The following is a 26,966-nucleotide window of genomic DNA, read 5'->3' on the forward strand; positions in this document are numbered from 1 at the left end:
ATCCATTCTTATACCTCCATTTTGTATTTAACTTGAATATTGTCATAGGATCCATTTGAAAAAGTTTTAACTTTATCAACTAAGCCTCTAGCTACTTCAGTAGATTCACTTCTCTCTGCTTTTAACGCATCTTCTAAGTACTTAAAAGCAAGCCATGGATTTACAGTATCACCACAAGTAAATAAGTCTACAGAAGCATAACCATATTCAGGCCATGTATGGATAGTAAGATGAGATTCCTGGATTATAACAGCACCGCTAACTCCCCAGGGATTAAATTTATGAAAACAGCTTGTCACTATAGTAGCATTAGATACAATAGCAGCTTCTTTCATATGTTCTTCGATAATAGCATGATCTTTTAAAATTTCCTTATCACAATTATAATATTCAACTAAAATATGTCTTCCTAGTTGTTCAATTTTCATAATAATCCCTCCATTTAATATAAAAATTCTAAGTTATCCAATAGATAGATACTTAACTAGTAAAAATGAGTCACTCATAAGTCCTCCTTAAAAAAATATCGAAAAGTTTAGCAATAGTAAACTTAAAGTTAAACTATACTAACTATTATATTTTAGCAACGAAAATATATATTTGTCAATGAATATTTTCAATAAAAGGTAATTGAGATTAAGGTATCCACATTAGTATAAATATTGATAAGTGTTAATAAAATAAATAGTAAGGGTATAGTCAACTAAATAATAGTAAATATAAGCTTAGCTTAAAAAATATAGCTTAACATTGTAAAAGTGTAAATTTAACATAACTAACAATTATTAACTTAAATATAACTTATGAATAGTGATTTTATTGCTAGAATATCATTAGAGAGTAATAACAGGAGGTGTGTACATGAAAATATAGATTAAAAAAGAATAAAACATAATAGTAATATTTACACTAATCTTTAAGGGGGATTAATATGAATAAGCTTTTAAAAAGTAAATTGTTAAGTTTATTTTTAGCATTCAGTATGATGCTAGGATTAGTTACTATTCCTGCTAAGAAGGTAAAAGCTGAAGTAGCTACTTATATAGTAATAAGTGAAGTTTATGGAGGTGGCGGAAATAGTGGTGCAACTTACAAAAATGATTTTATAGAATTATACAATCCAACAAATACAGATATAGATATAAGTGGATGGAAAGTTCAATATGCTTCTAAGTCTGGGAGTTTTGAAGATAAATTAAATACTGAGTTAAGTGGAGTAATTAAAGCAAATGGATATTTCTTAATTCAAGAAGCAAAGGGCAATAGTGGAAATACAGATTTACCTATAGCTGATGCAATTGGTAGTATTGCAATGAGTGGTACAGATTGTAAGGTAAGAATTATAGATAACAATGGAACTGTAATAGATTTAGTTGGGATTGGAGTAGCTAACGAGTCCGAAGGTAATAAAACTGCTAAGGGAATGAGTGCTACTAATAGTGTTCAACGTAAAGATAATGATGGATCAACTAATGGAGTTACTAGTGGATTTGATAGCAACAATAATGAAGAGGATTTCTATTCTAAAGAACCGACTCCTAGGAATTCAGAATATTCAGTTGATATAGTAGAGTTAGTTTCTTTAAAAGTTGATAAAAATATTAGTATTGAAGTAGGAGAAAATAAGGATTTATCTGTTGTATATGAGCCTGAGAATACTACTGAGAAGGGTATAAAATTTGAAAGCTTAAATTCAGAGATTGCTACTGTTGATAAGGAAGGTAATATTACTGGAATTAAAGAAGGGGAAACTACAATAAAAGTAATCTCAACAGTAAAAGATAATATATATTCAGAAACTAGAATAAGTGTTAAAAAAGCTTCAGATAAAATAGGACCTGAAATAACTAATGTATATCCTATAGATAATTCTAACATAGGAAGTTTAAGAAAACCTGAAATCAAGGCAGAAATTAAAGATGAATCAGGAATTGACTTATCTTCAGTTAAAATGTATTTAGACTCTAAGGCTGTAAGTGCTTTCATTAAGGATAATATAATTAAGTACCAAGTAGATAAAGATTTAGAAGAAGGACAACACATTGTTAAAATTGAAGCAAAAGATAACCTTGGAAATTTATCAGAAAAAGAGTGGAGATTTATAATTGGAGAAGTAAAGAAGAATCTATATTTTGGACAATTGCATTCTCATACTAATATTTCAGATGGAACAGGAACAGTTGATGAGGCATATCAATATGCTGAAAATGTTGCTGATGTTGATTTTTTAGCTATAACAGATCACTCAAACTGGTTTGATAATGATACTAAAGCTAATATAACTGATGGTTCAGCTAGTACAAAGTGGAAAACTGGAAGAGATGCTGCTAACACATATAATAAAAATGGAGAATTTGTAGCCATTTATGGATATGAAATGACTTGGTCTGGTTCAACTGGAGGATATGGACACATTAATACATTTAATACTGAAGGATTTGAAACTAGAAGTAATAGTAAGATGAATTTACAAGCTTATTATAATGTGTTAAAAACTCAACAACAATCATTAGCACAGTTTAATCACCCAGGAAAGACTTTTGGTGATTTTGGAGATTTTGCATATTATGATGAGTCCATAGATAATGTAATTAATTTAATAGAAGTTGGAAATGGAGAAGGAGAAATCAGAAGCTCAGGATATTTTAAGTCTTATGAATATTATACAAGGGCATTAGATAAGGGGTGGCACTTAGCACCAAGTAATAATCAAGATAACCATAAAGGAAAATGGGGAAATGCCAATACTGGTAGAACTGTTATTGAGGCATCAGATCTTACTAGAGAAGGGATTTATGATGCAATAAGAAATAGAAGAGCCTACGCAACTGAAGATGAAAATCTTAGAATCTCATATGAAGTAAACGGAAATACAATGGGATCTATCTTACCTAAAACTGATACTTTAGATTTTAATATTAATATCCAAGATATTGATAGTGGAGATAATATAAAGAAAATTTCTATTATCGGTGATGGGGGAAAAATAGTAAACTCTATAGATAATGTTGACTCTACCATTAAGGAGTGGAAATTTAATTTAGATAAATCTACTAGCTCTTACTATTATGTAAGAGTAGAAGAGGCTGATAAGGATATAGCTGTAACAGCTCCTGTATGGGTTGGTGAAAGAGAAAACTTTGGAATATCTACAGTTGATAAAGACAGTGATGTTATTATATCAGGAGAAATCTTCAATATTGAAACTAATATATACAATAATGAAGGAAGTGCTGTAAATAATATTAAGGTTGAATATTTTAAAAATAATGAAGAAGAAGTTACAAATTCTGAAGTAATAGAATCAATAGATGCAGGTGGAACTTATATTTCGAAATTACCTTATAGTTTTGATAAACCTGGCAATTATTCATTTATAGTAAAAGTATCAGCAACTATAAATGGAGTACTAAAAGAATTTAAATCATCAATTGATATAGAAGTATTAGGTGAAAATGAAATATCAAAAGTTGTTATAGATGGAGCACATCAAAATCAATATGTTACTGGTGATTATAAAGATAAGGTTACTACTTTAACAGCATTAATGGGACAAAACAATATAAAAGCAATTATAAATAAAGAAGAAATTACTGATAAGATATTAGAAGGAGCATCTTTATTAATACTTTCAGATCCGCAAAGTGTTGAAAAGAAAGATTATGATTTATCACCTCAAAAATATAGTGAGAATGAGTTAAAGGCTATAGCTAAGTTTGTTAATAATGGTGGTAATTTAATAATTACTTCTAAGGCAGATTATGGTGATGCAAAAGGTGAGTATGGAAATGCAGCTCAAGGTAATGTAGTTCTTGAGTCAATCGGTGCAAAAATTAGGTTTAATGATGATCAAGCCACAGATAAGGATAATAATGGAGGACAAGAGTATAGATTATATTTCGATAATTATAATACTGATAGTCCTTGGTTAACTGGAATTGACACAAGTAAAAAGTATAGTTTTTATAGTGGTTCAACATTGATAATGCCTAATGACATGTCTAATATAGATGTATTAGTTAAAGGTCATGAAACTACCTATGGAAATGATGCTGACAAACAAGGTGATAATATTCCAGTTGGTAAAGGAGAAGTTTCTGCATTAGCTGTTGAAACTTTAAGTAGTGGCTCAAAAGTATTTGCTTCTGGAGCAACATTCTTCTCAAATTTTGAAATGGATGGATTAGATTATTTAAACTATCAAATTACAGAAAAGGCTTTAAAAGAATTAGCTCCATTAAAAGAAATACCAGTAAGTAAGATATCTAATGTTAGAGTAGATGAAAATGAGGATAATAATCCAGATAGATTTGGTGAAACTGTTGTTGTAGAAGGATATGTTACAGCAGCTTCAAATGCATCAGCACCAGGAAATTCATTCTTTGATGTAATTTATGTTCAAGATGAAACAGCAGGATTAACAGTCTTTGGTGTTTCTAACTTAAATATAAAGCTAGGTCAAAAAGTTAGAATTAAAGGAAAGGTCTCATCTTATTTAAATGATGCTCAAATAGCCATAAAGAATGAATATGATGATGTGAAAATAATTGATGAAACTATAAATCTAGTAGAACCTATAAAACTTACGACTAAGGATAGTATGTTAGAAGAAAAAGAAGGCCTTCTAGTTAAGGTAGAAGGAAAGGTTACTAGAATTGAAGGACAAAGTGTTTTTGTAAATGATGGTTCTGGGGAATCAAGAGTATATGTAGAAGGATATGTTAGAAGTAGCAAAAATCCTGGTGTTGATGATGAATGGAAATCTAGAATTAACATTGGAGATAATATATCTGCAATAGGCCTTGCTTCAGAAGATCCAGAAGGACATAGATTAAGAGTTAGAGATTCAGCAGAAATAGAAAAAACAAAGGCTAAGGATATTGATATTACAGTATTCCATACTAATGATAGTCATGGAAGAGTTAAGAAAGATAATAGTATTATTGGAATAGATGTAATATCAGCAATAAAAAATAATACTCCAAATTCACTATTATTAGATGCAGGAGATACACTTCATGGATTACCTTTTGCAACTTTAAAAAAGGGTGAAGATATAGTTTCATTAATGAAATTAGCAGGATATGACGCTATGGCGCCAGGAAATCATGATTTCAACTATGGATATGAAAGGTTATTGGAATTAGTTAAAATGGCTAGAGAAGGTAAAGATGGATTCTCAATTATTTCATCAAATGTGATGAAGGGGAATGAGAATCTGCTTAATTCCAATACAATTAAGGAGATTTCAGGGGTTACGGTTGGTATATTTGGATTAACAACACCAGAAACTGCCTATAAGACTAATCCTAACAACGTTAATGGAATTACTTTTGCTGATCCAATAGAAGCTGCGAGAAGGCAAGTAGAAGAATTAAAAGCAAAAGGTGCAGATGTAATAGTTGCTTTAGCTCATGTTGGCATAGATGAGTCTAGTGAAGTAGTATCAACAATGGTTGCAGATCAAGTTGATGGAATAGATATAATAGTAGATGGTCATAGTCATAGTACGTTAAAAGAAGGAATCACTACAAAAAATGGTACATTAATTGCTAGTACTGGAGAATATGAAAATAATTTAGGAAAAGTAGTAATTACTATAGATCCTGATTCAAAGAAAGTAGTTACTAAGAAGGCTAGTTTAATATCTAAGGCTGATACTATAAATATTGAAGCTAATAAAGTAGTTTCAGATAAGATAGTAGAAATAGATGATGAACAAAGCGAATTTTTATCAAAGGTTATTGGAAATTCTAAGGTAGATCTACAAGGAGCAAGAGAGTTTTCAAGAACTCAAGAGACTAATTTAGGAAACTTAATTACAGATGCAATGTTATATGAAACTGGAGCAGAAATAGCTATAACCAATGGTGGAGGAATCCGTGATAGTATAGATGAAGGTGAAATTACTAAAGGAGAAATAGTTAAGGTGCTTCCATTTGGAAACTATATAGTTACTAAAGCATTAACAGGAGCACAAATTAAAGAAGTCTTAGAACATGGAATTAAGGCTTATCCAGCAACAGCAGGACATTTCCCTCATGTTTCAGGAGTTAACTTTGTATTCGATGAATCAAGAGAATCTGGAAATAGAATAGTTGGTATAACTGTAAATGGAAAGCCAATAGAAATGGATAAGTTATATGTAGTTGCAACTAATGACTTTATGGCAGTAGGAGGAGATGAATATCCACACTTCTCCAATATTCCTACCATAAATGAATATAAGTCACTTGAAGAATCTTTAGAATCATTTATAAAAAAAATAGGTGAAGTAGATTATTCAGTTCAAGGAAGAATTAAGGTAGGTAAGAATACAGCACCAACCATAAGTGCTAATGATATTACCATAAATATAGGAGATAGCTTTAATCCATTAAAAGAAGTTATAGCGACAGATAATGAAGATGGTGATATAACTGGATGGATTAAGATTGTTGAAAATAATGTTGAATTAAATAAGACTGGAGATTATAAAATTATTTATGAAGTAAAGGATAGTCAAGGAGAATCAACTATTTTAGAAATTAAGGTTACTGTAAATGAAGTTAAAGAAGAGGAAAAGCCAGATGATAATGGATCTGAAACTCCTAAGCCAGATGGAAATAAACCGGATACAGAAAAGCCTGGTGAAAATAAACCAGAAAAACCAAATACAGATAACCAAGATCCAGATGTCCCAAGTCAAAATGAGACTAAACCAAGTGATAATAAGAATGAATCAGGAAACGAAAATAATACCAATTTACCTGAGACAGGTGGTAACAATCCTATATTCATATTATTAATTGCTATTATGGCTATAGGGGCTGGAGGAACATTATTAGTGAATAAAAGAAATAAAGATATAGTTAATAAATAGAAACAAGGTGAAGGGTTCTACTGTTTGCAGAACCTTTCACCTCATTTTATTTTAAAGAGAGATGTGTGTATAATTATTTAAAATGCCCTTAAGAAGGCTAAAATAATTAGCATTATTCCTGATAGCCAAGAGAGGTTCAAATTGGTAGCCTCTACAAATTTCTTTCCTAAATAAGCTCCAAGTAAAATTACAATAAATCCAATAATTATAGAGAAAACAAAAACTTCAATATAATTAATTGATATTAGGCTACTACCAAATCCTACAGCTAAACTATCTAAAGATAAGGCAAAAGCTAAATAAATAGCTTCCTTAGAAGATAAAATTTTTGATTTATCAAGATCAGCTTTAATTTCATTTGCATAAACTTGAAGTACAAAATTAAAATCGAATAACTTAAATTTCAATGAAGAAATCTCTTTTGATTTTTTATTTATATAAGATTTTAATAAACTTTCAAATAATCGATAAAAACCTAAAAAAAATAAAATTATAAAGCTTATAACCTTTGCTATGTTTAATGAAATATAATTTTGAAGAATGCTACCAATTAATAAAGAGATTCCAAGCATAGCAGATGAAATTATATCTATTACCAATGCAGATCTTAAAGGTATTTTAATTTTACTGGTGCCATAAGAAATACTTGCTAGGAATGAATCTATAGATACAGATAAAACCAATATTAAAGTTTCAAACATAAAATTACCTCTAAAAAAAGTACTAGTCTATCTTATGAATAGATATTATATAAAGTTACAAAATGTGACTTATAAGATTTATAATTAAAAAGCTAGTAATTTTTATTATATACATATAAAATATAATGGATAATTAAAATAGGAGTGAACAGAATGGATAAAAAAGATTTAAATATAAATGAAGAAGAAAAGGTAATTATGAGCTTTTATAATGAAAATGGTGAAAAAGTAGATTTCGAAGCTGTTGCAAGAATTTACTTAGATGAAGTAGAATACTTATTGTTATCACCATTAGAAGGCGATGAAGAAGATATATATGTTTTCAGAGTTGATAATATTGACGGAAAAGAAGAGTTAAACTTAGTTGAAGATGACAAAGAGTTCTTAGCTGTTAAAAAAGAATATAAAAAGTTATTATATTAATTTAGGAGGAAACGATGAAAATTAATGAAATAATAAGAATACTTGATGAAAATGAACTTACAGAAATAGAAGAATTAAAAAATGAAGATGGCATAATCTTGCTAAAGTTCTTTTTTGATTTTGATGAAGATATTCTAGCGGCTGCAAGAAGTTATTCTAATGATGAAAGTGATTATGAAGAGGAAAGTAGTGAGTGGTACAAAGAGTTCTTTATACCTTACCTTTATGACTATGCTAATGATGAAGTAGTGGATATAATCGAAGAAATAGTTGAAGAACTAGATGTAGTTGGAGAGGTTATGGCATTTCAAATGAACTCTAGTAATTATGAGTCTATGCAATTTATGGCTTTATTTACTGATGAGGATCAAGATATTAGCATTGAAGATGTTGCAAAGGAATTTATCTTTTAAAGACTTCCATATGAAGAAAAATTATTCTATTGCATAAGAAAAAATATATGATATAATTAAGTCATAAATAAGTCCTGAGATGTGCGCTTAGCTTAAAATATTCAACCTACATTGAATTTTCGGGATTCGCAATATCTAAAGGTATGCTAGGCTTCAGAAATTCACTTATGTGGCAGAAGAAAGCAAAGAGTTAGTGAGCTTAACCCACCTGCGAGGAGCAGGTATGAATATTTAAGTGACCGGCATGTTGGGAATAATAAGTAATTAATACCTCAAATTGAGGTATTTTTTTTTTAGTATAAATATGGTAATAATTTTATCGAGAATATTTTTTGGGTTAAATATTATTACCATATTTATTTGTTTTATTGCAAATTTAATTATGAATGGTAACGTGACTTAAGATTAATTAAGCAACCTTTTTAAGTTGGTTGCTACGTATATTTTTTCTAATATGATTTTTATAGATATAATTTTGATATTGAGATATAATCTTATCTAAATCTTTAGAAATAAATAATATTAATTTGTTGTTAACAGGTAGATAGTTTAACAAGAAATTTAATAATGCTCTTTTAATTTTGATTTTTTTTCTACATTTCCTTATGATCATTGTAGCACCCCCATCTATTTACAAAATCCAATACTTTATAACAATATTATACCAAAAAGTATAAAAATGTAAAATAAATCTTTTAGACGGAATTCTACAATTTTTTTATTGTAATGTTAAAGTTGATTTAAAAAAGAGCATTATTATATAATTAAAAAGAAATCAAACAATGTAAATAATTACATTACTCTTATTATAAAAGTTGATATTGAGAAAGAATGAAGGTAAAATATAATAAAGAATTATTTTAAGAAAAGGAGTACTAAAGATGGACTACGAAAATATGAAAATGGATGATGTTATAAAAAGAATTAATGAGCTATATAAAAAAAGTAAAGAAGAAGGATTAAATGAGAGTGAGAAAGAAGAACAACAAATTCTAAGAAGAAGATATATTGATAGCGTAAAAAGTAATTTCAGAGCTCAATTAGAGACGGTGGAGTTAAAGAAAAAAAATTAAAGGGTGATAGAGTTGTCAGTTAAAGTTGAAAATTTGATTAAAGATTTTGATATGGAAGTTTTAGTAGAAGGGGATAAAAGTGCTGAGATTTTTGTAAATGATATAAACAGACCTGGTTTACAGCTTGCAGGATTTTACAATTATTTTGCACCTGAGAGAATACAAGTAATAGGTAAGGCTGAGTGGAGCTTTTTACAAACCATGGGCATTGAGCTTAGAAAAAAGAGAATAGATAAGTATTTTAGTTTTAACTTAAAATGCTTAATGATAACTAGAGATTTAGAGCCACAAGAGGAATTAGTAAAAGCTGCTGAAAAAAATAAGATATGGCTAATTAGAACTGACTTGACTACTACTAACTTTATGAGTAAGTTAACTATTTATCTTGCTGATAAATTAGCTCCAGAAACTAGAATACATGGAGTATTAGTAGATGTATATGGAATAGGTATATTAATAACTGGCGAAAGTGGTATTGGCAAGAGTGAAACAGCTCTTGAACTTATTAAAAGAGGTCATAGACTTGTAACAGATGACGCTGTTGATATAAAAGAAGTTGATGGTCAGCTTATAGGTAAGTCTCCAAGAATAACTATTGGAATGCTTGAAGTAAGAGGTATTGGAATAATAGATGTTGCTTCACTTTATGGATTAAGTTCTATTTTACCAGAAAAAGATATACAACTTCTAATGCATTTTGAGCATTGGAAAGATGATGGAGATTATGACAGATTAGGACTTAATGATGATAGGCAAGATATCCTAGGAGTAAAGGTTAAAAAACTTAGGGTTCCAGTAAGACCAGGAAGAAATATTGCAGTAATAATAGAAGCTGCTGCAGTTAATTATAGACATTCATTAATGTCAGAAGTAACTCCAGTAGACATAATTGAGAGCAGAATGGATAAAATAATAGAATAAATAACTTAAAGATTATGGAGGGTATAATGAGTACTAGAGAAGAAAAAAATAAAAATTCATGGAAAAAATACGTTGGAGAAAAGAAAGAAGAGTTATTTGAATTTTGCAGAGGATATATTGAATATATGTCTATTTGTAAAACAGAAAGAGAATGCGTACTTACAAGTATTGATATGGCAGAATCCTTTGGCTATAAAAATTTAGAAGAAGTAATTAAAAATAATAAAATTTTAAAAGCTGGAGACAAAGTATATTTAAATAACAAAGATAAAGCCTTAGCTTTATTTTTAATTGGAAGTGAACCTATAGAAAAAGGTTTAAGAATAATAGGTTCTCATGTTGATTCACCTAGACTTGATTTAAAGCAAAATCCTTTATATGAGGATACAGGTCTTGCAATGATGGAAACGCATTATTATGGTGGAGTTAAGAAATATCAATGGGTAACTTTACCTTTAGCTCTACATGGTGTTGTAGTTAAAAAAGATGGAAGTAAGATAGATGTTGTTATTGGAGAAGATGATAATGATCCAGTTATAGGGGTATCTGACCTTTTAATTCATTTATCAGCTGATCAACTTCAAAAGAAAGCAAATGTAGTTGTTGAAGGAGAAGATTTGAACTTATTAGTAGGAAGTATTCCTTTGGAAGATAAAGATAAGGATGCAGTTAAAGCTAATATTTTAAAGTTACTTAATGAAAAATATGACTTTGAGGAAGATGATTTTATTTCTGCTGAAATAGAAGTAGTTCCAGCAGGTAGAGCTAGGGAATACGGACTTGATAGAAGTATGATAATGGCTTATGGTCAAGATGATAGAGTTTGTGCTTATACATCATTAATGGCTCTTTTAGATACTGATGAAGTTGATTATACTAGTGTGGTTTTATTAGTGGATAAAGAAGAAGTAGGGAGTAATGGAGCAACAGGTATGCATTCAAGATTCTTTGAAAATGCTGTCTCTGAAGTTATGGATAGACTTGGAGAATATTCAAGCTTAAAGCTTAGAAGAGCATTATCAAATTCAAAGATGTTATCTGCAGATGTTTCAGCAGCTTTTGATCCAAACTACCCATCAGTTATGGAAAAGAAAAACTCAGCTTATTTTGGAAAAGGATTAGTTTTTAATAAATATACTGGTGCAAAAGGAAAAGCAGGTTGTAATGATGCTAATCCTGAATATATTGCATGGCTTAGAAAAGTAATGGATGAAAATGATGTAGTATTCCAAACTGCTGAACTTGGTAAAGTAGACCAAGGGGGCGGCGGTACTATTGCATATATTTTAGCAGAGTACAATATGGAAGTAATAGATTGTGGTGTTGCTCTTCAAAATATGCATGCACCTTGGGAAATATCAAGTAAACTTGATGTTTATGAAACAATGAGAGGATATAAGGCTTTTTTAGAAGCAAAATAGAATAATGTTTGTCAATTATTAATAATTAATAATTGACAATTAAGGATGTAATTTGTTCCAAATTACTAAGGTTAGGTTAAAAGAGGGTACCAGAAGGTGGCCTCTTTTAATATTTATTGAATAAATTAATTTAAAATTCAATGGGAAGTGTTTTATTCATTGTATTTTAAAAATTATATGTAAGATAAACAATATATTTAATTATGAATTAAGAATCATGGTTATTAATATAAACTATAATTTAATTCACATAATTTTAATATGTGAATATACTGTATCATAGGCAAGAGGAAGGTGATATATGTATGAATTTTGAGTGGTCAAGATTTAAAAATTATGGTTTATGGGTATCTATTCTTGCTCTTATACCGATGATATTAAGTGCTTTTGGAGTTAAAGTAGTTGCTGATGAATATCAATCTATTACGAATGTAGTGCTATCAATACTTGTTGCTTTAGGTATAGTGAATAATCCAACAACTAATTGCAAATGGTATATTGATGACAAAAATAAAAATAAGGATAATACAGAGAGTAACTCAAATTTACATTCAAAGTAATAGTATAATTTAAAAATTTGGATTTATGATAATAAAATATATTTTCATAAATCCTCTTTAGGTATATAAATATTTTTTTATTTGTTTAAAATTACAAATTAGTGTATAAATTTAGGTCTTGATATTAGTATTAACCTTGTAACTTTAACCATCTTAGCATATGAGCTACATCTTCACTATCTGGAATATTTACATCTCCAACATTACCATGACCTACATCGTTAGGTATTCCATGGCAGTCAGATCCGCAAGAAATATATAAATTTCTTTCTTTTGCAAGCTTTAAGAATCTTTTAGTCTCCTTAGGTTTATTTTTAAAGTAGATAGCTTCAAGTCCATCAAAGCCAAAATCTAATAATTCTTCGATAGGCGTCTTTTTAACTAATACTGGATGAGCTAAAAAAACTAAAGCTTTAAATTTTTTTAGTAACTTGATACCCTCAGAGGTAGAAACCTTAGTTGAAGGTATATAAGCCTTACAATCATTGCCTATAAAATTTTGGAAAATATAATCATGATTATAAGGATATCCTGAATCAATAATGGCTTTTGCAATATGAGGTCTTGCAATTGTATCTTTTCCATTAGCTAAAACTTTGTTTATATCTATATCAATATTATGAAATTTCTTTAAGTTATCAATAATTTTATAAGCTCTTTCTATTCTTTTTTCTTTAAAACCTTCTAAGATTTTATTAAGTTCTTCGTTATTATAATTTTCTTTTGTAAAAAAGCCTAGAACATGAATAGACTCACCGTTATGCTCTGTAGATAATTCAATACCAGGAATAAAATTAACCTTTAATTTATCAGCTTCTAAAATAGCTTCACTAATTCCAGTTAATGTATCATGGTCAGTTAATGATATATAATCTAAATTCCTATCTTTTGCCATAATCACTATATCCCTTGGATTATATCTACCATCTGAACAAATTGAATGAGTATGTAAATCGCACTTAATCATTGTATCTCCTTTCAAAATATTAAATATATAAGTTATAATAAAGATTCTATTTATATTGAGTTATTTTAGTTGTAAAAATATTTCATATATAAAGATATATTAACAACTTATATAAAAATTAAATTATATATATGCTTTCAATTTAGATATCTTACTTAAGAAGTATTTTAAATCTATAATTTTATAGGACTATAAATGTATATAGTTTATTGAAACATATATATTATGATATAATTTATACATTAAAAATATTTTAACACATAAACTGAACTTTTAGTACACAACTTGGAGGATATAATGCTTTTAATGATAGATAACTATGATTCATTTGTATTTAATTTAGTTAGATATATTGAAGAATTAGGAGAAGAAGTTATAATATATAGAAACAATAAGATTACAATAGAAGAGATTAAAGAACTTGATATAGATGGGATAATAATTTCTCCAGGACCTAAATCCCCTAATGAAGCTGGAATATCATTAGATGTAATACACCATTTTAAAGATAAGCTACCTATTTTAGGAATTTGTCTTGGACACCAATGTATTGGTCATTATTTTAATAGTTATATTGTTAGAGGAAAAGCACCAGTGCATGGGAAAATAAGCTATATAAATCATGATAATAGTGGGTTGTTTAAAGATGTTAAAAATCCACTTAGAGTAACTAGATATCATTCATTGGTAGTAGATAAAAATACCTTAAGTAATGAGCTTGAAATAACTAGTTTTACAAAAGACAATGTAATAATGGGCGTTAAGCATAGAAGTTATCCTATATATGGACTTCAGTTTCATCCAGAGGCTGAGATGACTGAAGAAGGGCATAAAATTTTAAAAAACTTTATTGATATAACTAAGACTTTTAAGGAGAAGACTAATGATTAAGGTAAAAGAAGTAAGTATAAAATTCGATCCTGTTGAAGTTTACGATGTTTTTAAAAAGGAAATTAATACTATATTATTAGATTCATCTAAAGAAGATGAAAATTTATCTAAGTACTCATTTATAGGATTAAATCCATATTTATTATTTGAGGCTAAAGGTAATAAAAGTTATATAAATAAAGAAGAGGTTGCTGGGGAGCCCTTTAAAGTTTTAGAGGAATTAGTTAATAAACATAGTTTTACTATGGATGAATATAAAGAAATACCATTACTTTCAGGTGCTATAGGATATATTTCTTATGATGCTGCAAGAATCATTGAGGAAATACCTAATAGGAGCAAAGAAGATTTCAATACTAGTGATATTAATTTTGCTTTCTACAAGAATATTATTATTTTTGACTTGAAAAATGATAAGCAGTATATAACTTCTTTAGATGGAAAAGAAGAAGAAATAGATGATATATTATATAAGATTAATAAACATATTAAGAAAATAGATTATAATAAAGATAGTATAAAAAATGAACTTTGTAATGATGATTACAAAAGGTTTTCCTCAAATTTTACTAAAGATGAATATAAAAATGCTATAAGACGACTTAAGGATTATATAATTAGTGGAGATGTATATATTGCGAATATGACTCAAAGATTCACAATAGAAAATAATGAAAATGGTTTTGATATATATAAGAAACTTAGAAGTATAAATAAGGCACCATTTTCTGCCTATGTAAACTTTGAAGATATAGAAATAGTAAGTTCATCACCAGAAAGATTTATTGAGGTTAAGGATAGGAAGGTTATTACAAGACCTATCAAAGGGACAAGACCAAGAGGAAGAAATAAAGAAGAAGATATAAAAAATAGCTTAGAGCTTATAAATAGTGAAAAAGATAAAGCTGAACTACTAATGGTAGTTGACTTAGAAAGAAATGATTTAAGTAAGGTATGTAAGCCTCATTCGGTAAAAGTTACTGAACTTTTCAAGCTTGAAAAATATGCAACTGTATTTCATTTAGTTTCAACGATTGAAGGTGTTTTGAAAGAAAATATTTCAGCTGTAAAATGTATAAAAGAATGTTTCCCAGGGGGATCTATTACAGGGACTCCTAAAATAAGATCAATGGAAATTATAGAGGAATTAGAAGGTATAAAGAGAAATATTTATACTGGAATAATAGGATATTTTGATTTTAGAGGAAATGCAGATTTTAATATAGCAATTAGAACTATAGTTAAGAAAGATAATAAGGCTTACTTTGGAGTAGGAGGAGGAATTACTTTTGACTCTATTGAAGAAGATGAATATATAGAAACTATAGATAAGGCTAAGGCATTAATGAAGGTCCTAATATAATAATTAATAAAATAAATTAAAAAAGAATTAATTTGCAAAGAAAATTAGCTATACGGGGTAAATCATATGAGAAATTTGATTTGTAATAATGAGAAGATACAAATTGATAATGGATACTTCTTTGGGAGAGGTGTTTTTGAAACTATTTTAATTAAAAATCATCCTATATTTTTACAGGAGCACATAGAAAGATTAAATAAAGGAATTAAAGTTTTAAATATAGGAGAAACCGTAGATATAAGATACGTTGAAAGTATATTAGATAGATTAAACTTAAAAAATTGCGCTTTAAAGATAGTAGTGACTGAAAAAAATATTATTTTTAAAAGTAGGCCTATAAGTTATACTAGTGGAGATTATTTAAGAGGTTTTTCTTTAAAAATATCTGATGTTAGTAGGAATTCTACATCTAAGCTAAATAATGTTAAATCAATTAATTATTTAGAAAACATATTAGAGAGAGAAAAGGCTATAAGGGAAGATTATGATGAAGTGATTTTCTTTAATGAAAAGGGGTTTATAGCTGAAGGAAGTAGTAGTAATATTTTTATAGTAAGATCTGGAAATATATATACTCCTGGAGTGGAAGAAGGACTATTGCAAGGAGTAATTAGAGAGTATCTTTTAAAGAAATATGATATTATAGAGAAAAAAATAACTTTAGAAGATTTAATGAGTGCAGATGAAGTATTTATAACTAATAGCTTACTTGGAATAATGGGGGTAAGCAAAATTGAAGATAAGATTTTTTCAGATAATAAGGTTACAATAAAGATTAGAGAAGAGTATGAAGCAGATATTGATGTTTAGGAGGATTAGAAATGGTAGATAGAGAGAAAATAATGGAGGGTGTTAAGCTTATTATAGAGGGAATAGGTGAAGATACTGATAGAGAAGGATTATTAGAAACGCCTGATAGAATTGCAAGGATGTATGAAGAAATTTTTTCTGGGATTGGACAGACAGCAGAAAAGGAACTATCGAAGACTTTTACAGTTGAAGGTAATGATTTAGTTCTTGAAAAGGACATAACATTCTTCTCAATGTGTGAGCATCACTTTGTACCTTTTTATGGTAAGGCACATATTGCATACATACCTAAAGGAAAAGTAGCTGGACTTTCAAAACTAGCTAGATGTGTAGAAGTATATGCTAAAAAGCCACAGCTTCAAGAAAGGCTAACTACTGAGATAGCCGATGCTTTAATGAAATATTTAGATGCAGAAGGAGTAATGGTAGTAATTGAAGGTGAGCATATGTGTATGACTATGAGAGGCGTTAAAAAGCCAGGAGCTAAGACTGTAACTACTACTTATAGAGGTTGCTTTAAGGAAGATTATGAACTTAGAAAAGAAGTAATGAACTTTATTAAATAAGTTTATTTTTAAGAAGGTGAAACATTGGAAAATGTAAATAGTATTTTAAGTAATCCTAAATATAAAGAGTTATTAAAAAAGTTAGGTGAATTAGAAAAAGATAGATGGTTCTGTGGACATGATTTAGAACATTTTTTAGATGTTGCTAGAATAGCCTATATAACAGTGATGGAAGTAGGATTAAGCTTTAAAAAAGAAGTAATATATGCTATAGCATTACTTCATGATATAGGTAGGGTAGTAGAGTACACAGAAGGTATGGATCATCATAAGGCAAGTGCAGAAATTGCTAAAGAACTGTTAGATGAAACTAACTTTACTAAAGAAGATAAAGAAGATATTATAAGGGCTATAATCAATCATAGAAAAGAAGCTGAAGATGAGCTTTCAAAGCTTATTTATAAAAGCGATAAGCTTTCAAGAAATTGTTTTAATTGTAGAGCTTATGAAGAATGTTACTGGGATAAGGAAAAGAAAAATAAAATAATAAAACTTTAGAGGGGAAGAGATTATTATGAAGATAGGTAATAAGGAAATTAACTTTAATGAAAGAACATATGTCATGGGGATATTAAATGTGACACCTGATTCTTTTTCAGATGGTGGAAAATATAATGAAGTTGAAGAGGCTGTTAAAAGAGCAAAGGTAATGGTAGAAGAAGGTGCTGATATTATTGATATTGGAGGGGAATCTACTAGACCAGGTGCTGATTATGTATCAGAAGAAGAAGAAATTAATAGAGTTATACCTATAATAAAGGCTATAAAAAAGGAACTAGATGTAGTAATTTCAATAGATACTTATAAGAGCAAAACAGCAGAAGCAGCTATTTTAGCTGGAGCTGATATTATAAATGATGTATGGGGTTTTAAAAAAGATGAAAATATTGCAAAGGTAGCTGCAAAGTATAATGTACCTTGTATATTAATGCATAATAGAGAAGAAAAACCTTATGAAAGACTAATGCATGAGGTCATATATGACTTAGTTGATAGTATTAATATAGCATTAGAAGCTGGAGTTTCAAGAGAAAATATAATACTAGATCCAGGTATAGGATTTGCAAAAACTTATGAAGAAAACTTAGTAGTTATGGACAATTTAGAAAAAATAGTTGAGATTGGTTATCCAGTTTTACTTGGAACTTCTAGAAAGTCTATGATTGGTTTAGCATTAGGGCTTCCTACTAATGAAAGAGTTGAAGGAACAGTTGCAACCACTGTAATGGGAATAATGAAAGGTTGTAATATAGTTAGAGTTCATGATGTCCTTGAAAATAAGAGGGCATGTATAATGACAGATAAAATACTAAGAAGTAAATAGGAGATCTTATGGACAAGTTATATTTAAAAGATGTTGAGATATTTGCAAATCATGGTGTATTTAATGAAGAAAAATCTCTAGGTCAAAAATTTATTATTTCATTAGAGTTAGAAGTTGATTTAAGAGAGGCTGCTATAACAAATGATTTAACTAAGTCAGTACATTATGGTGAGTTATGCCACAATATTGAGAAAGAGTTCCAAAAGGAAAGCTATGATTTAATAGAAACAGCAGTAGAGAAGATTGCTGAATATGTTCTTTTAAATTATCCACTAGTAAAAGCTTGTAAGGTTTTATTAAAGAAACCATGGGCTCCTATAGGTAGACATTTAGATACGGCAGCAGTAGAAGTATATAGGAAATGGCATAAAGCATATATTTCTATAGGAAGTAATATTGGTGAAAAAGAAGAAAATATAAAATCCTCAATAAGGAAAATAGAAGAGATTAAAGAAGTTAAAGTAACGAAGGTATCTTCAATTATAGAAACAGAACCTTGGGGATATGAAAATCAAGATATTTTCAAAAATGCTGCTATTGAAATAATGACATTTTTAGAGCCAAAAGAGCTTATGACAAATTTGCTTAATATAGAAAAAGAAATGAAGAGGGAAAGAATAATTAAATGGGGTCCTAGAATAATAGATTTAGATATAGTATTATTTGATGATTATGTAACTTCAGATGATTATGTAACAATACCTCATCCTAGAATGGAAGAGAGAGAATTTGTCTTAAAACCATTATGTGAGATAGCACCTAATTTAATTCATCCTTTAAGAAAAGAAAGAATTTTTAGGCTGTTATCAGATTTACAGAAAGATATATAATAAAAATATTTGTATACCTAATATGTATAAATAGATGTATACTTAGTATTTATTTTACAGAAAATTATAGAATAGTTATCTGATAAATAACTTTTTATAATTTTCTTTCCTTAGTTCTATAATGGACATATATAAGTTTTTTATGGATTAAAACAATATGAGTCATAAGAAACTTACATATGTCCGATTTTTTATTTTTTAATTTCATTACTAGCTACTTTTTTTACATACTCACAAAACTTATATAAATTATAGTAATCGGATACGCCTTCCATTGAAATTATATCTTCAGAATAAACCCCATCCCAAGGGTAAATAGATATAAGAGTGTCACTGTAAGCATTTATTACATACTTTTTATCTGAGAACTCTATTATAATTTTATAATCAGGTATATCTTCCTCTTGAATTTCTGCTTCATAATTTTTATCGCTTAAAGAGTCTATAAAGTCTGGGATTATGCTATATTCATTTTCATTAACATCATAATATTTATAAATATTCATATCAAAGACTTTAAGCTTATAATCATTATCCTTAGAAATCATTTCTTTTATTTCTTCAGTATAAAAATTTGACTTAGGTTTATCTCCAGGTCTTATGTATTGAGCACTATTAAAGGTACAACCTATAAGTAGGCTTGTAAAAAATGTTATAACAATCAATGCAAATATTCTTTTCATTTAAGCAAAAAGCCCTCCTATATTATTCTTATATTAGCTTATTCTTTATAAAAAGACTTTAGAACATTTTAATATCGTAAGAATAGTATGAAATAGAACCAGGTTTTATGGAGAATATGTGAAGTACGGTATAGATATAAACAATAAAAATATTTTAGATGAAATTATTGAGTATTTAAAAGAAGTAGGAGACTTCAGTGTAAATCTTTCTGAAGAAGATATTAATTATAATAGGCAAATTAATTATGGAAAAGTTCTAAGGAAAAAGGTTTTAAAAGCTAATGTAACTAAGATAGATTTATACTTCAAAATTGAATTTTTAGATGAAATTAGCGAAATACTTATTTATTTTAGTTCTGGTGATAAAGCAAAAAGAATAGGCAATAGTATAGGGAATGTTTTAGCAAGTAAATTTGTTGGAATTAATATGAAAGAAGGAGAAAGCCTTTATGTTCTAAAAAATATTAATACATTAGGAATAGTATTAAAATTTCCTAAAAAAATAATGGAGGAAGTAGATCTAGATATTGTAAAAGAAATATTAAAGATTATAAAAATTATAAATGAATAAGTTAAGTGAGTTTATAAAAATGATATCATCTTATAAAAGTTAATTATAAGTAGGTATCATTTTTTATATCTAAATATTTGTAATAAAAATAAAAAATTTATAGTAAAGATAAGTAACAATACTTGTAAGGAGAAGGCTATGAATATTATTGCAACTATAGGACCTAAAACAATTGATAAATGGATACTTAAAGAGCTTATTGAAAGTGGTGTAGATATAATAAGGCTTAATTGCTCTCATTTCAATAAAGACGATTTTGAAAAAGTAATAAAAAATTCTAAGGATTTGAAAAGTAATTTACATATTTTAATAGATTTATCAGGTAAAAAGGTTAGAGTTTCAAAAAGTTTAAAGTATATATATAAGGTGTATAACAACCAAGAAATATATTTCTGTGGTGAAGATTTTTATAATAGTATTAGTTTTAAAGAGTTAAAAGAAAGAAAGTATATTCCTTTAAATATTAAAAGCAGAACAATTGAAAAAAGTAATATTAGCTCTATTTCTATGAAGGATAATACAATGAATTTTGAAATTATCTCTGTTAAAGATGGAATAATTAAAGCAAGAGTAATAAAAGGCGGAATTATTAGAGAAGGAAAAGGATGTAATTTATCTGGTTTAGTTGAAGAAAAGAATTATTTAAGCAAAAGAGATGTAGAGAATATAAGCTTTGCAATAGATAATAATGCAGATATTATTTGTCAATCATTTGTAGAGAGTAGTAATGACATTATACTTATAAAAAATATTATAAAAGATAAAAAAGATAATTTTAAGATATGGGCAAAAGTAGAAACAGTTAAGGGAATAGAAAATATTGTTGATATATTAAATGAAGTAGATACTGTTATTATTGGAAGGGGGGATCTTGTTCCTGAAGCAGGGATATTAGATGCAGTGAGCCTTCAAATTGATGCCATAAAAAAAATAAAGGAAAACAATAAAAAAGTAATTATAGCTACTCATTTATTAAATAGCATGAAGAATGGACATTTAGCAACATTACCTGAGATAGAAAGTATTTATAATTTTATTAATATAGGTGTAGATGGTTTTTTACTTGCTGGAGAAACATCTATAGGAAAAGTACCTATTCAGACAGTAAAGTTTTTAAAGTCAGCAATTGAACATTATAAAAAGACAGATAATAATGAAGAAATATAATATAATTACATCTATTCTATGGATGCTACTAGGAGGTTTAATTATTTACTTATTTTTCTTTGTATATAAATGGGCTAAATAATATGTAATAAAAATACTTGAAAAATTCATTTTGTAACAATACTGACATAAAAGAGTAGTATTATATAAATATAGTTGTTAGTGCTTAACAATTAGTTAATTATCCCCTTAATGAAAAATGATATCCCTTGGTTAAGGATATCATTTTTCGTTTTGTTTATATAAACTAGAACAATTCATATATATCAGAAAACTCTCTGAGAATTTTTTCATCATCAATAAAATATTCGTACTTGTTTATAATATTACTTTCTATTTGTGGAGGAATTGGCATATTAATAATAAACTCAGTACCATCCTTATATTCTTCATTTAATCTAATAGTTCCACCATGTAGTTCTACTAAAGATTTGGTAATAGATAGTCCTACACCGCTTCCTTCATTTTTTCTAGAAAGGGTTGAATCAACTTTATAAAACCTATCAAATAGATTTGGAACATAAATATCTGGAATACCTATGCCGTTATCACGAACTGATATATCAACAGTATCATTTTTGAAATTGACTATAACAAAGATAGCACCATCCCTATTATTAAATTTGACTGCATTAGATAATAAATTTAATAATATTCTCTCTAAGGCATAAGGATCTACTTCTAAGTAGAGTTTTTCAATGTTAGTATCAAAAGTTATATCTATATTTTTATGGTTAGCAAAAGGTATTATAGATAATGTTAGATCTTCAATAAATGGAACTATATCTATAAATACTAAGTCTAACTGACTAGTTCCAGAATCTATTTTAGTTATATCAATTAAATTATTTATAAGCTTTAACATTCTTAAGCAATTTTGTTTAAGAGTTTTTTCATATTTTATAAAACATTCTTTTATACAATTCTCGTTAGAATTTTTTAAAGATCCCATCAATTGAATTAATGAGTAAATAATATTAACAGGAGTTTTTAACTCATGACTTAGGTTAGAGAAAAAGTTGTTATTTACTGTGTTTAAAATAGTTTTACTTTCAAAGTCTTCGAAAAGTTTACTATATAAATCATCTCTAACATAGGTATTAATTGCTTCTAATGTATTAATAGAGATTTTATAATATTTAAGAGCTGTTTTGAAGTCTTTTAAAGCTTCATAATCTGATGATATTGCTTTATATAATTCAATATTATTTTTATTTCTGATATTTTCAGAAAATAAAAGGGCTCTTTTATGATGGAGTAGTGCATTAGTGTAATCCTTCAGTGCTTTATATAAATCTCCATAGGATTTTTCTATCCAATATTGGTATTGCATAAAAGTAAAATCTGAAAAATTGTTTTTATAAAAAATAGATGCAGTTTCTAAGTAATAGAAAAGCTCATCAGATAATTGATTACTAATTTTTCCATCAGCCTCAATTAATTTGTAATGTACATTTATTAAGTTATATCTAGCTAAATAATTATCAATATATAGTTTATCTAAGTTATAAAGTTCTTCTTTATATAGCTGTAATATATATTTTGCTTCATTTAATCTAGAATTAGAAATATAATATAACTCTAAAAGCTTGCTATAGATATTTATTTTAAAAGTGCTAGAAATTTTATTAGAATAATTATTTAGAATACCTTTTAAAAGATTAATTCCTTCATCTAACTTGTCCATTGCAAAATAAGTAGAAGCTTTATTATAGTAAACTAACATTTCTATATCTCTGTCTTTATCTTTTCTCGCAATAGATAAGGCTTTATCAAATAGATTTAAAGATATTGTATTTAAACCTAAAAATTTATAATAAATTTGGCCAAGCATAATATATGCTTGTGAAGTATATTTTCCTTCATAATCTAATAGTATATTATAGGCATTATTTATATTACTATAAAGAAATTCATCAATATTAAATGTTTCTAACTTGATAAAAGAAACATTTAAATATATATATAGAAGCAGTCCGTTATAGTTATTTTCATTTAAATAATTAATACTTAAATTAAAGTAATGATTATGTTTTTCCATATCATTAAGTTTTAGAGAAGAAAGAGTAAGCATGACATATAAACTTCCTTTTAAAAAGGGATTTGTATTATCTTTGTTGTTATATAGTAATTCCTCAAAATATTCATATGAGGTTTTATACTCATTTAAATTAAAGTAGCAAAGAGCAATAATTAAATTTATTAAATCTCTATCTTCTTCATTGAATTCATTTTTTTTAACTGTAACCTTCATAGTTTTTAGTGTTTTTCTTATATAGTCTGGAGAGATAAAAATTCTAGGAGTATAGAAAATATTTTGTATTATGTCAATATAGTATGAGGTTACATAAATTTTTTCTTTTTCAATTACTTCCATTACCCACCTCCATAAAAATGCTTTATAAATATATATTACCATAAATAGAATAAATTGTATAATATTTTTATTTGTGTTAGATGAGAAATTTTGTTAAAATATAGGGGTAAGTAGAAAAAAATGCAAATGGAGGGTAAAATGGGGAGATTTAAGGCGATAAAAAAAATAATAGATTACATAAATAAAAATTCGGCTTTAAAAATAATTATATGTGTATTATTAGTATTTATCTTAGCAGGAGTAGTAATAACAGGAAGTATTTATTCAAATTATTTAAATAAAAAGAATCTTTCCCTTGTAGTAACTCAAAGTGATGATAAAGATATAAATAAGAAAAAAGAAGAAGAGGAAAAAAAGAAGAAGGAAGAAGAAGAAAAGAAAAAAGAGGAAGAAAATAAAGCTAAGCTTCAAGAAATTAAGGATAAAATTAAAGAATTAGATGAAAATGCAGATATAAATATTACAGAAGGAGATATTGATAAGGATATTATTTATTATGAAAATTTATATAATGAATTAGTAGAAGCAAAAGAAGAAAGTAATAATGATGAAAATACATATAATGAGGATTGGAATAGTACTGGAGGAGGAAATAATGTAGTTACACCAAATCCGAATCCGACGCCAAATCCGAATCCGACACCGGATCCAACGCCGACACCGGATCCAACGCCGACGCCGGATCCAACGCCGACACCGGATCCAACGCCGACACCGGATCCAACACCGACACCAGATCCAACGCCGACACCGGACCCAACACCGACACCGGATCCAACACCGACACCAGATCCAACGCCGACGCCAGATCCAACGCCGACACCGGATCCAACGCCGACGCCAGATCCGAATCCAATACAGGATACTAATCCAGCTGAACAAACAGATTCTGCTAGACCAGCTGCTTAATATGTAATTGAATAATAATTAACAAGGCCACTGATATTTCAGTGGCTATTTTATTATTTTTAATTTCTTTCATTATAAGATTGCTAACATTAATATTATCCAATGTTATAAGATCTTTAAGCACTGATATTTCTAGAACTAAAAATTTTCTAGTTAATTTAGAAAAGTTTTAATAATTCTGATGATATGATTACATTTATTGTTTAAATAGCTTAATAAAGTTAGTTGAAAGTAATAATTATAGGATTAGGAGAATCTATAGAAGAAAATGCACTATTAAGTAAACTACAAGGATTTTTAAAGAAGCTTGTAATCTGATTAATAAAGATATTATTTGTATTACATATTATCTTATTCGAGTAAATATAATAGATTAAGAGTTAATGAATATAAAATAGGGAGTTATATTAAAGTTATGAATTACTAATATATTTCTTATTTATGAGCATACTACTTATATCAAATAAATTTTTATTAAGGAGGAATTTATATGGTAGATAGTGATAAAAGTAATAGTGGAAGTAGTATGTTAAGGCTATTAGGAAGATTGGTATTAGTTGCAATTGTATTAGGATTAACATCATTTTTTACACCAGGTTTTAGTATCAGAGGAATATGGTCATATTTAATTGCTGCAGTTGTTATAACAGTATTAGATTATTTTATAGAATTATTTATGAAAGTTGATGCTTCACCCTTTGGTAAAGGCTTAAAGGGTTTTGCCGTTGCAGCAATAATAATATATTTGACACAGTTCTTTGTACCAAATATGAATGTATCAATAATAGGAGCAATACTATCTGCAGTAGTCATTGGAATAATAGATGCAGTAGTACCTGTAAGAGTTATGTAATGTAAAAAAGTTTGATTTTAGAATCCTAGAAATAGGATTCTTTTATTATGTTATAAATTCTTTACTACCGCTATAGAGGTAAATATACTTAAAAAGTAATACTTATTAAGTATAGATTTAATTCAAACAAATAAATTTAATATAAAGATATTATATTTTACATATCAATTAACAAGTATTGTATAACTTTTACAGGGTACCTAGAGATTATTCTCTATAGGCTATTTATTTACATAAAATTGTCACAGTGAAAAAGTATTAAGCAAGATTGAAAATTTTAGTAATAGAAAATATAATTTATTTATAAATACATTTATAGGATTTTGTGTAGTAGAGAAATACACAAAATCTATAGCGAATTATTATTACTATTTACCCTTATGTATTTTTGCTCACAAATAAACCTAAAAAATCACATTAAAAGAAATAGTACCTAATCAATTCTAGGTACTATTTCTTTTAGTATAAGGAAATTATTTAGCTATAAAGGGACATATACTATACTTAATTTTATAACATGACTTTTATTGAAATACAGCCATCTTTATAGGCATATCAGCATATAAATTACTTTGAAATACGTATCAATAAAATTGTCACAGTGAAATAATTGCAAGTAATATTGACCTTGGATTAAGATTATATAATAATTTTTATAAAAAATTACTAAAAATAAAGTTTTTTAGTTAGAAACAATAGTTAATCTTTTTATAAAATAGGAGGGTTAAAATGAGGAAAACAAGTGAAGCACAAAGGAATGCAGATAAAAGATGGAGAGAAAAGAATAGATGGTATGCAAATTATTTAAAGAATAGGACTAGTGCAAGAAGTTTCATAAGAAATAAAGCAACATTAGAAGATTTAGATGAATTACAGAATTTAATTCAAGAGAGAAAAATGCAGTTAAATTAAAAATCTAGTAGATAGGAAAAATGAACTGAGTTCTGTCAAGTAGACAGAGTAAAAAATTAAAATTATGCTATTAAGGTGTGGCTCCGATATTCAAGCGGATCCATATCTTCTGATTTTAAGAGAAAGAATTCAAATTTAATTGTAACAAAAGTGGTAAAAGAAGTGGAAAAACAAGAAAAATGACCTTATCCAAAAGGTGTTTACCTAGTGATAAAGCCATTTCTTTAATTTATTGGTGCCGGCAGAGGGAATCGAACCCTCACGGTAAAACCGCATGATTTTGAGTCATGTGCGTCTGCCAGTTCCGCCATGCCGACTTACTGCATAGTTATTATAGCAAAATAGAAATAAAATAGCAAGGGATAAAAT

General features: G+C 27.8%; 24 protein-coding genes, 1 tRNA gene and 1 pseudogene. 20 read left to right on the forward strand and 6 right to left on the reverse strand.

Annotated elements, in window-relative coordinates:
• Positions 1–8: 8 nt before the first annotated feature.
• A complete protein-coding gene (locus GPX08_RS03795) occupies positions 9–428 on the reverse strand; it encodes an S-adenosylmethionine decarboxylase proenzyme (protein WP_156625519.1) in 420 nt (139 codons plus the stop codon).
• Between the two features lie 503 nt (positions 429–931).
• Here GPX08_RS03795 and GPX08_RS03800 point away from each other — a divergent pair.
• A complete protein-coding gene (locus GPX08_RS03800) occupies positions 932–6,862 on the forward strand; it encodes a DUF5011 domain-containing protein (RefSeq protein ID WP_156625520.1) in 5,931 nt (1,976 codons plus the stop codon).
• A gap of 77 nt (positions 6,863–6,939) precedes the next feature.
• On the opposite strand, the gene ytaF is transcribed toward GPX08_RS03800, so the two are convergent.
• Positions 6,940–7,563 (reverse strand): sporulation membrane protein YtaF, encoded by a 624-nt coding sequence (gene ytaF / locus GPX08_RS03805; RefSeq protein WP_156625521.1) that lies wholly within the window; start codon positions 7,561–7,563, stop codon positions 6,940–6,942.
• A 153-nt stretch (positions 7,564–7,716) separates the two neighbouring features.
• Here ytaF and GPX08_RS03810 point away from each other — a divergent pair, with 153 nt between their 5' ends.
• From GPX08_RS03810 to GPX08_RS03835, 6 genes are all read left to right on the forward strand, one after another.
• Positions 7,717–7,986, forward strand: coding sequence for a DUF1292 domain-containing protein (locus GPX08_RS03810; protein WP_156625522.1), 270 nt, complete (start codon positions 7,717–7,719; stop codon positions 7,984–7,986).
• Between the two features lie 14 nt (positions 7,987–8,000).
• On the forward strand, positions 8,001–8,399 hold the full coding sequence (locus GPX08_RS03815; RefSeq protein WP_156625523.1) for a hypothetical protein: 399 nt from the start codon (positions 8,001–8,003) through the stop codon (positions 8,397–8,399).
• 881 nt (positions 8,400–9,280) lie between these two features.
• Positions 9,281–9,472, forward strand: coding sequence for a DUF896 domain-containing protein (locus GPX08_RS03820; protein ID WP_156625524.1), 192 nt, complete (start codon positions 9,281–9,283; stop codon positions 9,470–9,472).
• Between the two features lie 12 nt (positions 9,473–9,484).
• Positions 9,485–10,393: an HPr kinase/phosphorylase gene (locus GPX08_RS03825; protein ID WP_156625525.1), complete on the forward strand. Its 909-nt coding sequence runs from the start codon at positions 9,485–9,487 to the stop codon at positions 10,391–10,393.
• A 26-nt stretch (positions 10,394–10,419) separates the two neighbouring features.
• Positions 10,420–11,814, forward strand: a complete 1,395-nt coding sequence (locus GPX08_RS03830; RefSeq protein ID WP_156625526.1) for an aminopeptidase — start codon at positions 10,420–10,422, stop codon at positions 11,812–11,814.
• Positions 11,815–12,119: 305 nt separating this feature from the next.
• Positions 12,120–12,374 carry a holin gene (locus GPX08_RS03835; protein WP_156625527.1) on the forward strand — a complete coding sequence of 85 codons (255 nt, stop codon included), beginning with the start codon at positions 12,120–12,122 and terminating at the stop codon, positions 12,372–12,374.
• 130 nt (positions 12,375–12,504) lie between these two features.
• Here the strand turns inward: GPX08_RS03835 and GPX08_RS03840 are convergent, their stop codons facing one another.
• Positions 12,505–13,341 (reverse strand): PHP domain-containing protein, encoded by an 837-nt coding sequence (locus GPX08_RS03840; protein WP_156625528.1) that lies wholly within the window; start codon positions 13,339–13,341, stop codon positions 12,505–12,507.
• A 297-nt stretch (positions 13,342–13,638) separates the two neighbouring features.
• On the opposite strand from GPX08_RS03840, the gene GPX08_RS03845 reads away from it, so the two are divergent.
• The 7 genes from GPX08_RS03845 (at position 13,639) to folK (ending at position 19,125) form a co-directional block, all read left to right on the forward strand.
• The gene (locus GPX08_RS03845; protein WP_156625529.1) at positions 13,639–14,232 is read left to right on the forward strand and encodes an aminodeoxychorismate/anthranilate synthase component II; all 594 of its coding nucleotides are present in this window, start codon (positions 13,639–13,641) and stop codon (positions 14,230–14,232) included.
• Positions 14,225–15,595, forward strand: coding sequence for an aminodeoxychorismate synthase component I (pabB, locus tag GPX08_RS03850; protein WP_156625530.1), 1,371 nt, complete (start codon positions 14,225–14,227; stop codon positions 15,593–15,595). Before GPX08_RS03845 ends, pabB begins: the two co-directional genes overlap by 8 nt.
• Positions 15,596–15,661: 66 nt before the next feature.
• On the forward strand, positions 15,662–16,405 hold the full coding sequence (locus GPX08_RS03855) for a 4-amino-4-deoxychorismate lyase (RefSeq protein ID WP_156625531.1): 744 nt from the start codon (positions 15,662–15,664) through the stop codon (positions 16,403–16,405).
• 11 nt (positions 16,406–16,416) lie between these two features.
• Entirely contained in the window at positions 16,417–16,971 is a 555-nt protein-coding gene (gene folE / locus GPX08_RS03860; RefSeq protein WP_156625532.1) for a GTP cyclohydrolase I FolE, read from the forward strand.
• Between the two features lie 24 nt (positions 16,972–16,995).
• A complete protein-coding gene (locus GPX08_RS03865; RefSeq protein WP_156625533.1) occupies positions 16,996–17,469 on the forward strand; it encodes an HD domain-containing protein in 474 nt (157 codons plus the stop codon).
• A gap of 16 nt (positions 17,470–17,485) precedes the next feature.
• Positions 17,486–18,295, forward strand: coding sequence for a dihydropteroate synthase (gene folP, locus GPX08_RS03870; protein ID WP_156625534.1), 810 nt, complete (start codon positions 17,486–17,488; stop codon positions 18,293–18,295).
• Positions 18,296–18,303: 8 nt separating this feature from the next.
• Positions 18,304–19,125, forward strand: coding sequence for a 2-amino-4-hydroxy-6-hydroxymethyldihydropteridine diphosphokinase (gene folK, locus GPX08_RS03875; RefSeq protein WP_156625535.1), 822 nt, complete (start codon positions 18,304–18,306; stop codon positions 19,123–19,125).
• Between the two features lie 191 nt (positions 19,126–19,316).
• Here the strand turns inward: folK and GPX08_RS03880 are convergent, their stop codons facing one another.
• Complete coding sequence (locus GPX08_RS03880; RefSeq protein ID WP_156625536.1) at positions 19,317–19,808, reverse strand: hypothetical protein; 492 nt, start codon at positions 19,806–19,808, stop codon at positions 19,317–19,319.
• Positions 19,809–19,926: 118 nt separating this feature from the next.
• Here GPX08_RS03880 and GPX08_RS03885 point away from each other — a divergent pair, with 118 nt between their 5' ends.
• The 3 genes from GPX08_RS03885 (at position 19,927) to GPX08_RS03895 (ending at position 21,628) form a co-directional block, all read left to right on the forward strand.
• Positions 19,927–20,379, forward strand: coding sequence for a hypothetical protein (locus tag GPX08_RS03885; RefSeq protein WP_156625537.1), 453 nt, complete (start codon positions 19,927–19,929; stop codon positions 20,377–20,379).
• A 138-nt stretch (positions 20,380–20,517) separates the two neighbouring features.
• Positions 20,518–21,546 (forward strand): pyruvate kinase, encoded by a 1,029-nt coding sequence (locus GPX08_RS03890; RefSeq protein ID WP_156625538.1) that lies wholly within the window; start codon positions 20,518–20,520, stop codon positions 21,544–21,546.
• Positions 21,533–21,628, forward strand: a complete 96-nt coding sequence (locus GPX08_RS03895; protein ID WP_156625539.1) for a hypothetical protein — start codon at positions 21,533–21,535, stop codon at positions 21,626–21,628. The genes GPX08_RS03890 and GPX08_RS03895 overlap by 14 nt, the downstream gene beginning before the upstream one ends.
• A 165-nt stretch (positions 21,629–21,793) precedes the next feature.
• Here GPX08_RS03895 and GPX08_RS03900 read toward each other — a convergent pair whose 3' ends face one another.
• The gene (locus tag GPX08_RS03900; protein WP_156625540.1) at positions 21,794–23,965 is read right to left on the reverse strand and encodes a hypothetical protein; all 2,172 of its coding nucleotides are present in this window, start codon (positions 23,963–23,965) and stop codon (positions 21,794–21,796) included.
• Positions 23,966–24,526: 561 nt separating this feature from the next.
• On the opposite strand from GPX08_RS03900, the pseudogene GPX08_RS03905 reads away from it, so the two are divergent.
• From GPX08_RS03905 to GPX08_RS03915, 3 genes and pseudogenes are all read left to right on the forward strand, one after another.
• Positions 24,527–24,778, forward strand: a pseudogene (locus tag GPX08_RS03905) (peptidase); the annotation flags it as partial.
• Positions 24,779–25,322: 544 nt separating this feature from the next.
• Positions 25,323–25,685, forward strand: coding sequence for a phage holin family protein (locus GPX08_RS03910; RefSeq protein WP_156625541.1), 363 nt, complete (start codon positions 25,323–25,325; stop codon positions 25,683–25,685).
• A 729-nt stretch (positions 25,686–26,414) separates the two neighbouring features.
• Positions 26,415–26,597 (forward strand): hypothetical protein, encoded by a 183-nt coding sequence (locus tag GPX08_RS03915; protein ID WP_156625542.1) that lies wholly within the window; start codon positions 26,415–26,417, stop codon positions 26,595–26,597.
• Between the two features lie 233 nt (positions 26,598–26,830).
• Here GPX08_RS03915 and GPX08_RS03920 read toward each other — a convergent pair.
• Positions 26,831–26,914 (reverse strand) — tRNA-Leu (locus GPX08_RS03920).
• Positions 26,915–26,966 lie beyond the last annotated feature (52 nt).

This window comes from Clostridium tertium (assembly GCF_902652255.1).
GTDB classification, from domain to species: domain Bacteria; phylum Bacillota; class Clostridia; order Clostridiales; family Clostridiaceae; genus Clostridium; species Clostridium tertium_A.

Coding starts and splice junctions, on each gene's coding strand:
- folE (WP_156625532.1), top strand. CDS start 16,417: ATGGTAGATAGAGAGAAAATAATGGAGGGTGTTAAGCTTATTATAGAG.
- GPX08_RS03845 (WP_156625529.1), top strand. CDS start 13,639: ATGCTTTTAATGATAGATAACTATGATTCATTTGTATTTAATTTAGTT.
- GPX08_RS03815 (WP_156625523.1), top strand. CDS start 8,001: ATGAAAATTAATGAAATAATAAGAATACTTGATGAAAATGAACTTACA.
- pabB (WP_156625530.1), top strand. CDS start 14,225: ATGATTAAGGTAAAAGAAGTAAGTATAAAATTCGATCCTGTTGAAGTT.
- GPX08_RS03890 (WP_156625538.1), top strand. CDS start 20,518: ATGAATATTATTGCAACTATAGGACCTAAAACAATTGATAAATGGATA.
- GPX08_RS03895 (WP_156625539.1), top strand. CDS start 21,533: ATGAAGAAATATAATATAATTACATCTATTCTATGGATGCTACTAGGA.
- GPX08_RS03840 (WP_156625528.1), bottom strand. CDS start 13,341: ATGATTAAGTGCGATTTACATACTCATTCAATTTGTTCAGATGGTAGA.
- GPX08_RS03800 (WP_156625520.1), top strand. CDS start 932: ATGAATAAGCTTTTAAAAAGTAAATTGTTAAGTTTATTTTTAGCATTC.
- GPX08_RS03835 (WP_156625527.1), top strand. CDS start 12,120: ATGAATTTTGAGTGGTCAAGATTTAAAAATTATGGTTTATGGGTATCT.
- GPX08_RS03910 (WP_156625541.1), top strand. CDS start 25,323: ATGGTAGATAGTGATAAAAGTAATAGTGGAAGTAGTATGTTAAGGCTA.
- GPX08_RS03820 (WP_156625524.1), top strand. CDS start 9,281: ATGGACTACGAAAATATGAAAATGGATGATGTTATAAAAAGAATTAAT.
- GPX08_RS03810 (WP_156625522.1), top strand. CDS start 7,717: ATGGATAAAAAAGATTTAAATATAAATGAAGAAGAAAAGGTAATTATG.
- GPX08_RS03855 (WP_156625531.1), top strand. CDS start 15,662: ATGAGAAATTTGATTTGTAATAATGAGAAGATACAAATTGATAATGGA.
- GPX08_RS03795 (WP_156625519.1), bottom strand. CDS start 428: ATGAAAATTGAACAACTAGGAAGACATATTTTAGTTGAATATTATAAT.
- GPX08_RS03830 (WP_156625526.1), top strand. CDS start 10,420: ATGAGTACTAGAGAAGAAAAAAATAAAAATTCATGGAAAAAATACGTT.
- GPX08_RS03915 (WP_156625542.1), top strand. CDS start 26,415: ATGAGGAAAACAAGTGAAGCACAAAGGAATGCAGATAAAAGATGGAGA.
- GPX08_RS03880 (WP_156625536.1), bottom strand. CDS start 19,808: ATGAAAAGAATATTTGCATTGATTGTTATAACATTTTTTACAAGCCTA.
- folK (WP_156625535.1), top strand. CDS start 18,304: ATGGACAAGTTATATTTAAAAGATGTTGAGATATTTGCAAATCATGGT.
- GPX08_RS03900 (WP_156625540.1), bottom strand. CDS start 23,965: ATGGTAATATATATTTATAAAGCATTTTTATGGAGGTGGGTAATGGAA.
- folP (WP_156625534.1), top strand. CDS start 17,486: ATGAAGATAGGTAATAAGGAAATTAACTTTAATGAAAGAACATATGTC.
- ytaF (WP_156625521.1), bottom strand. CDS start 7,563: ATGTTTGAAACTTTAATATTGGTTTTATCTGTATCTATAGATTCATTC.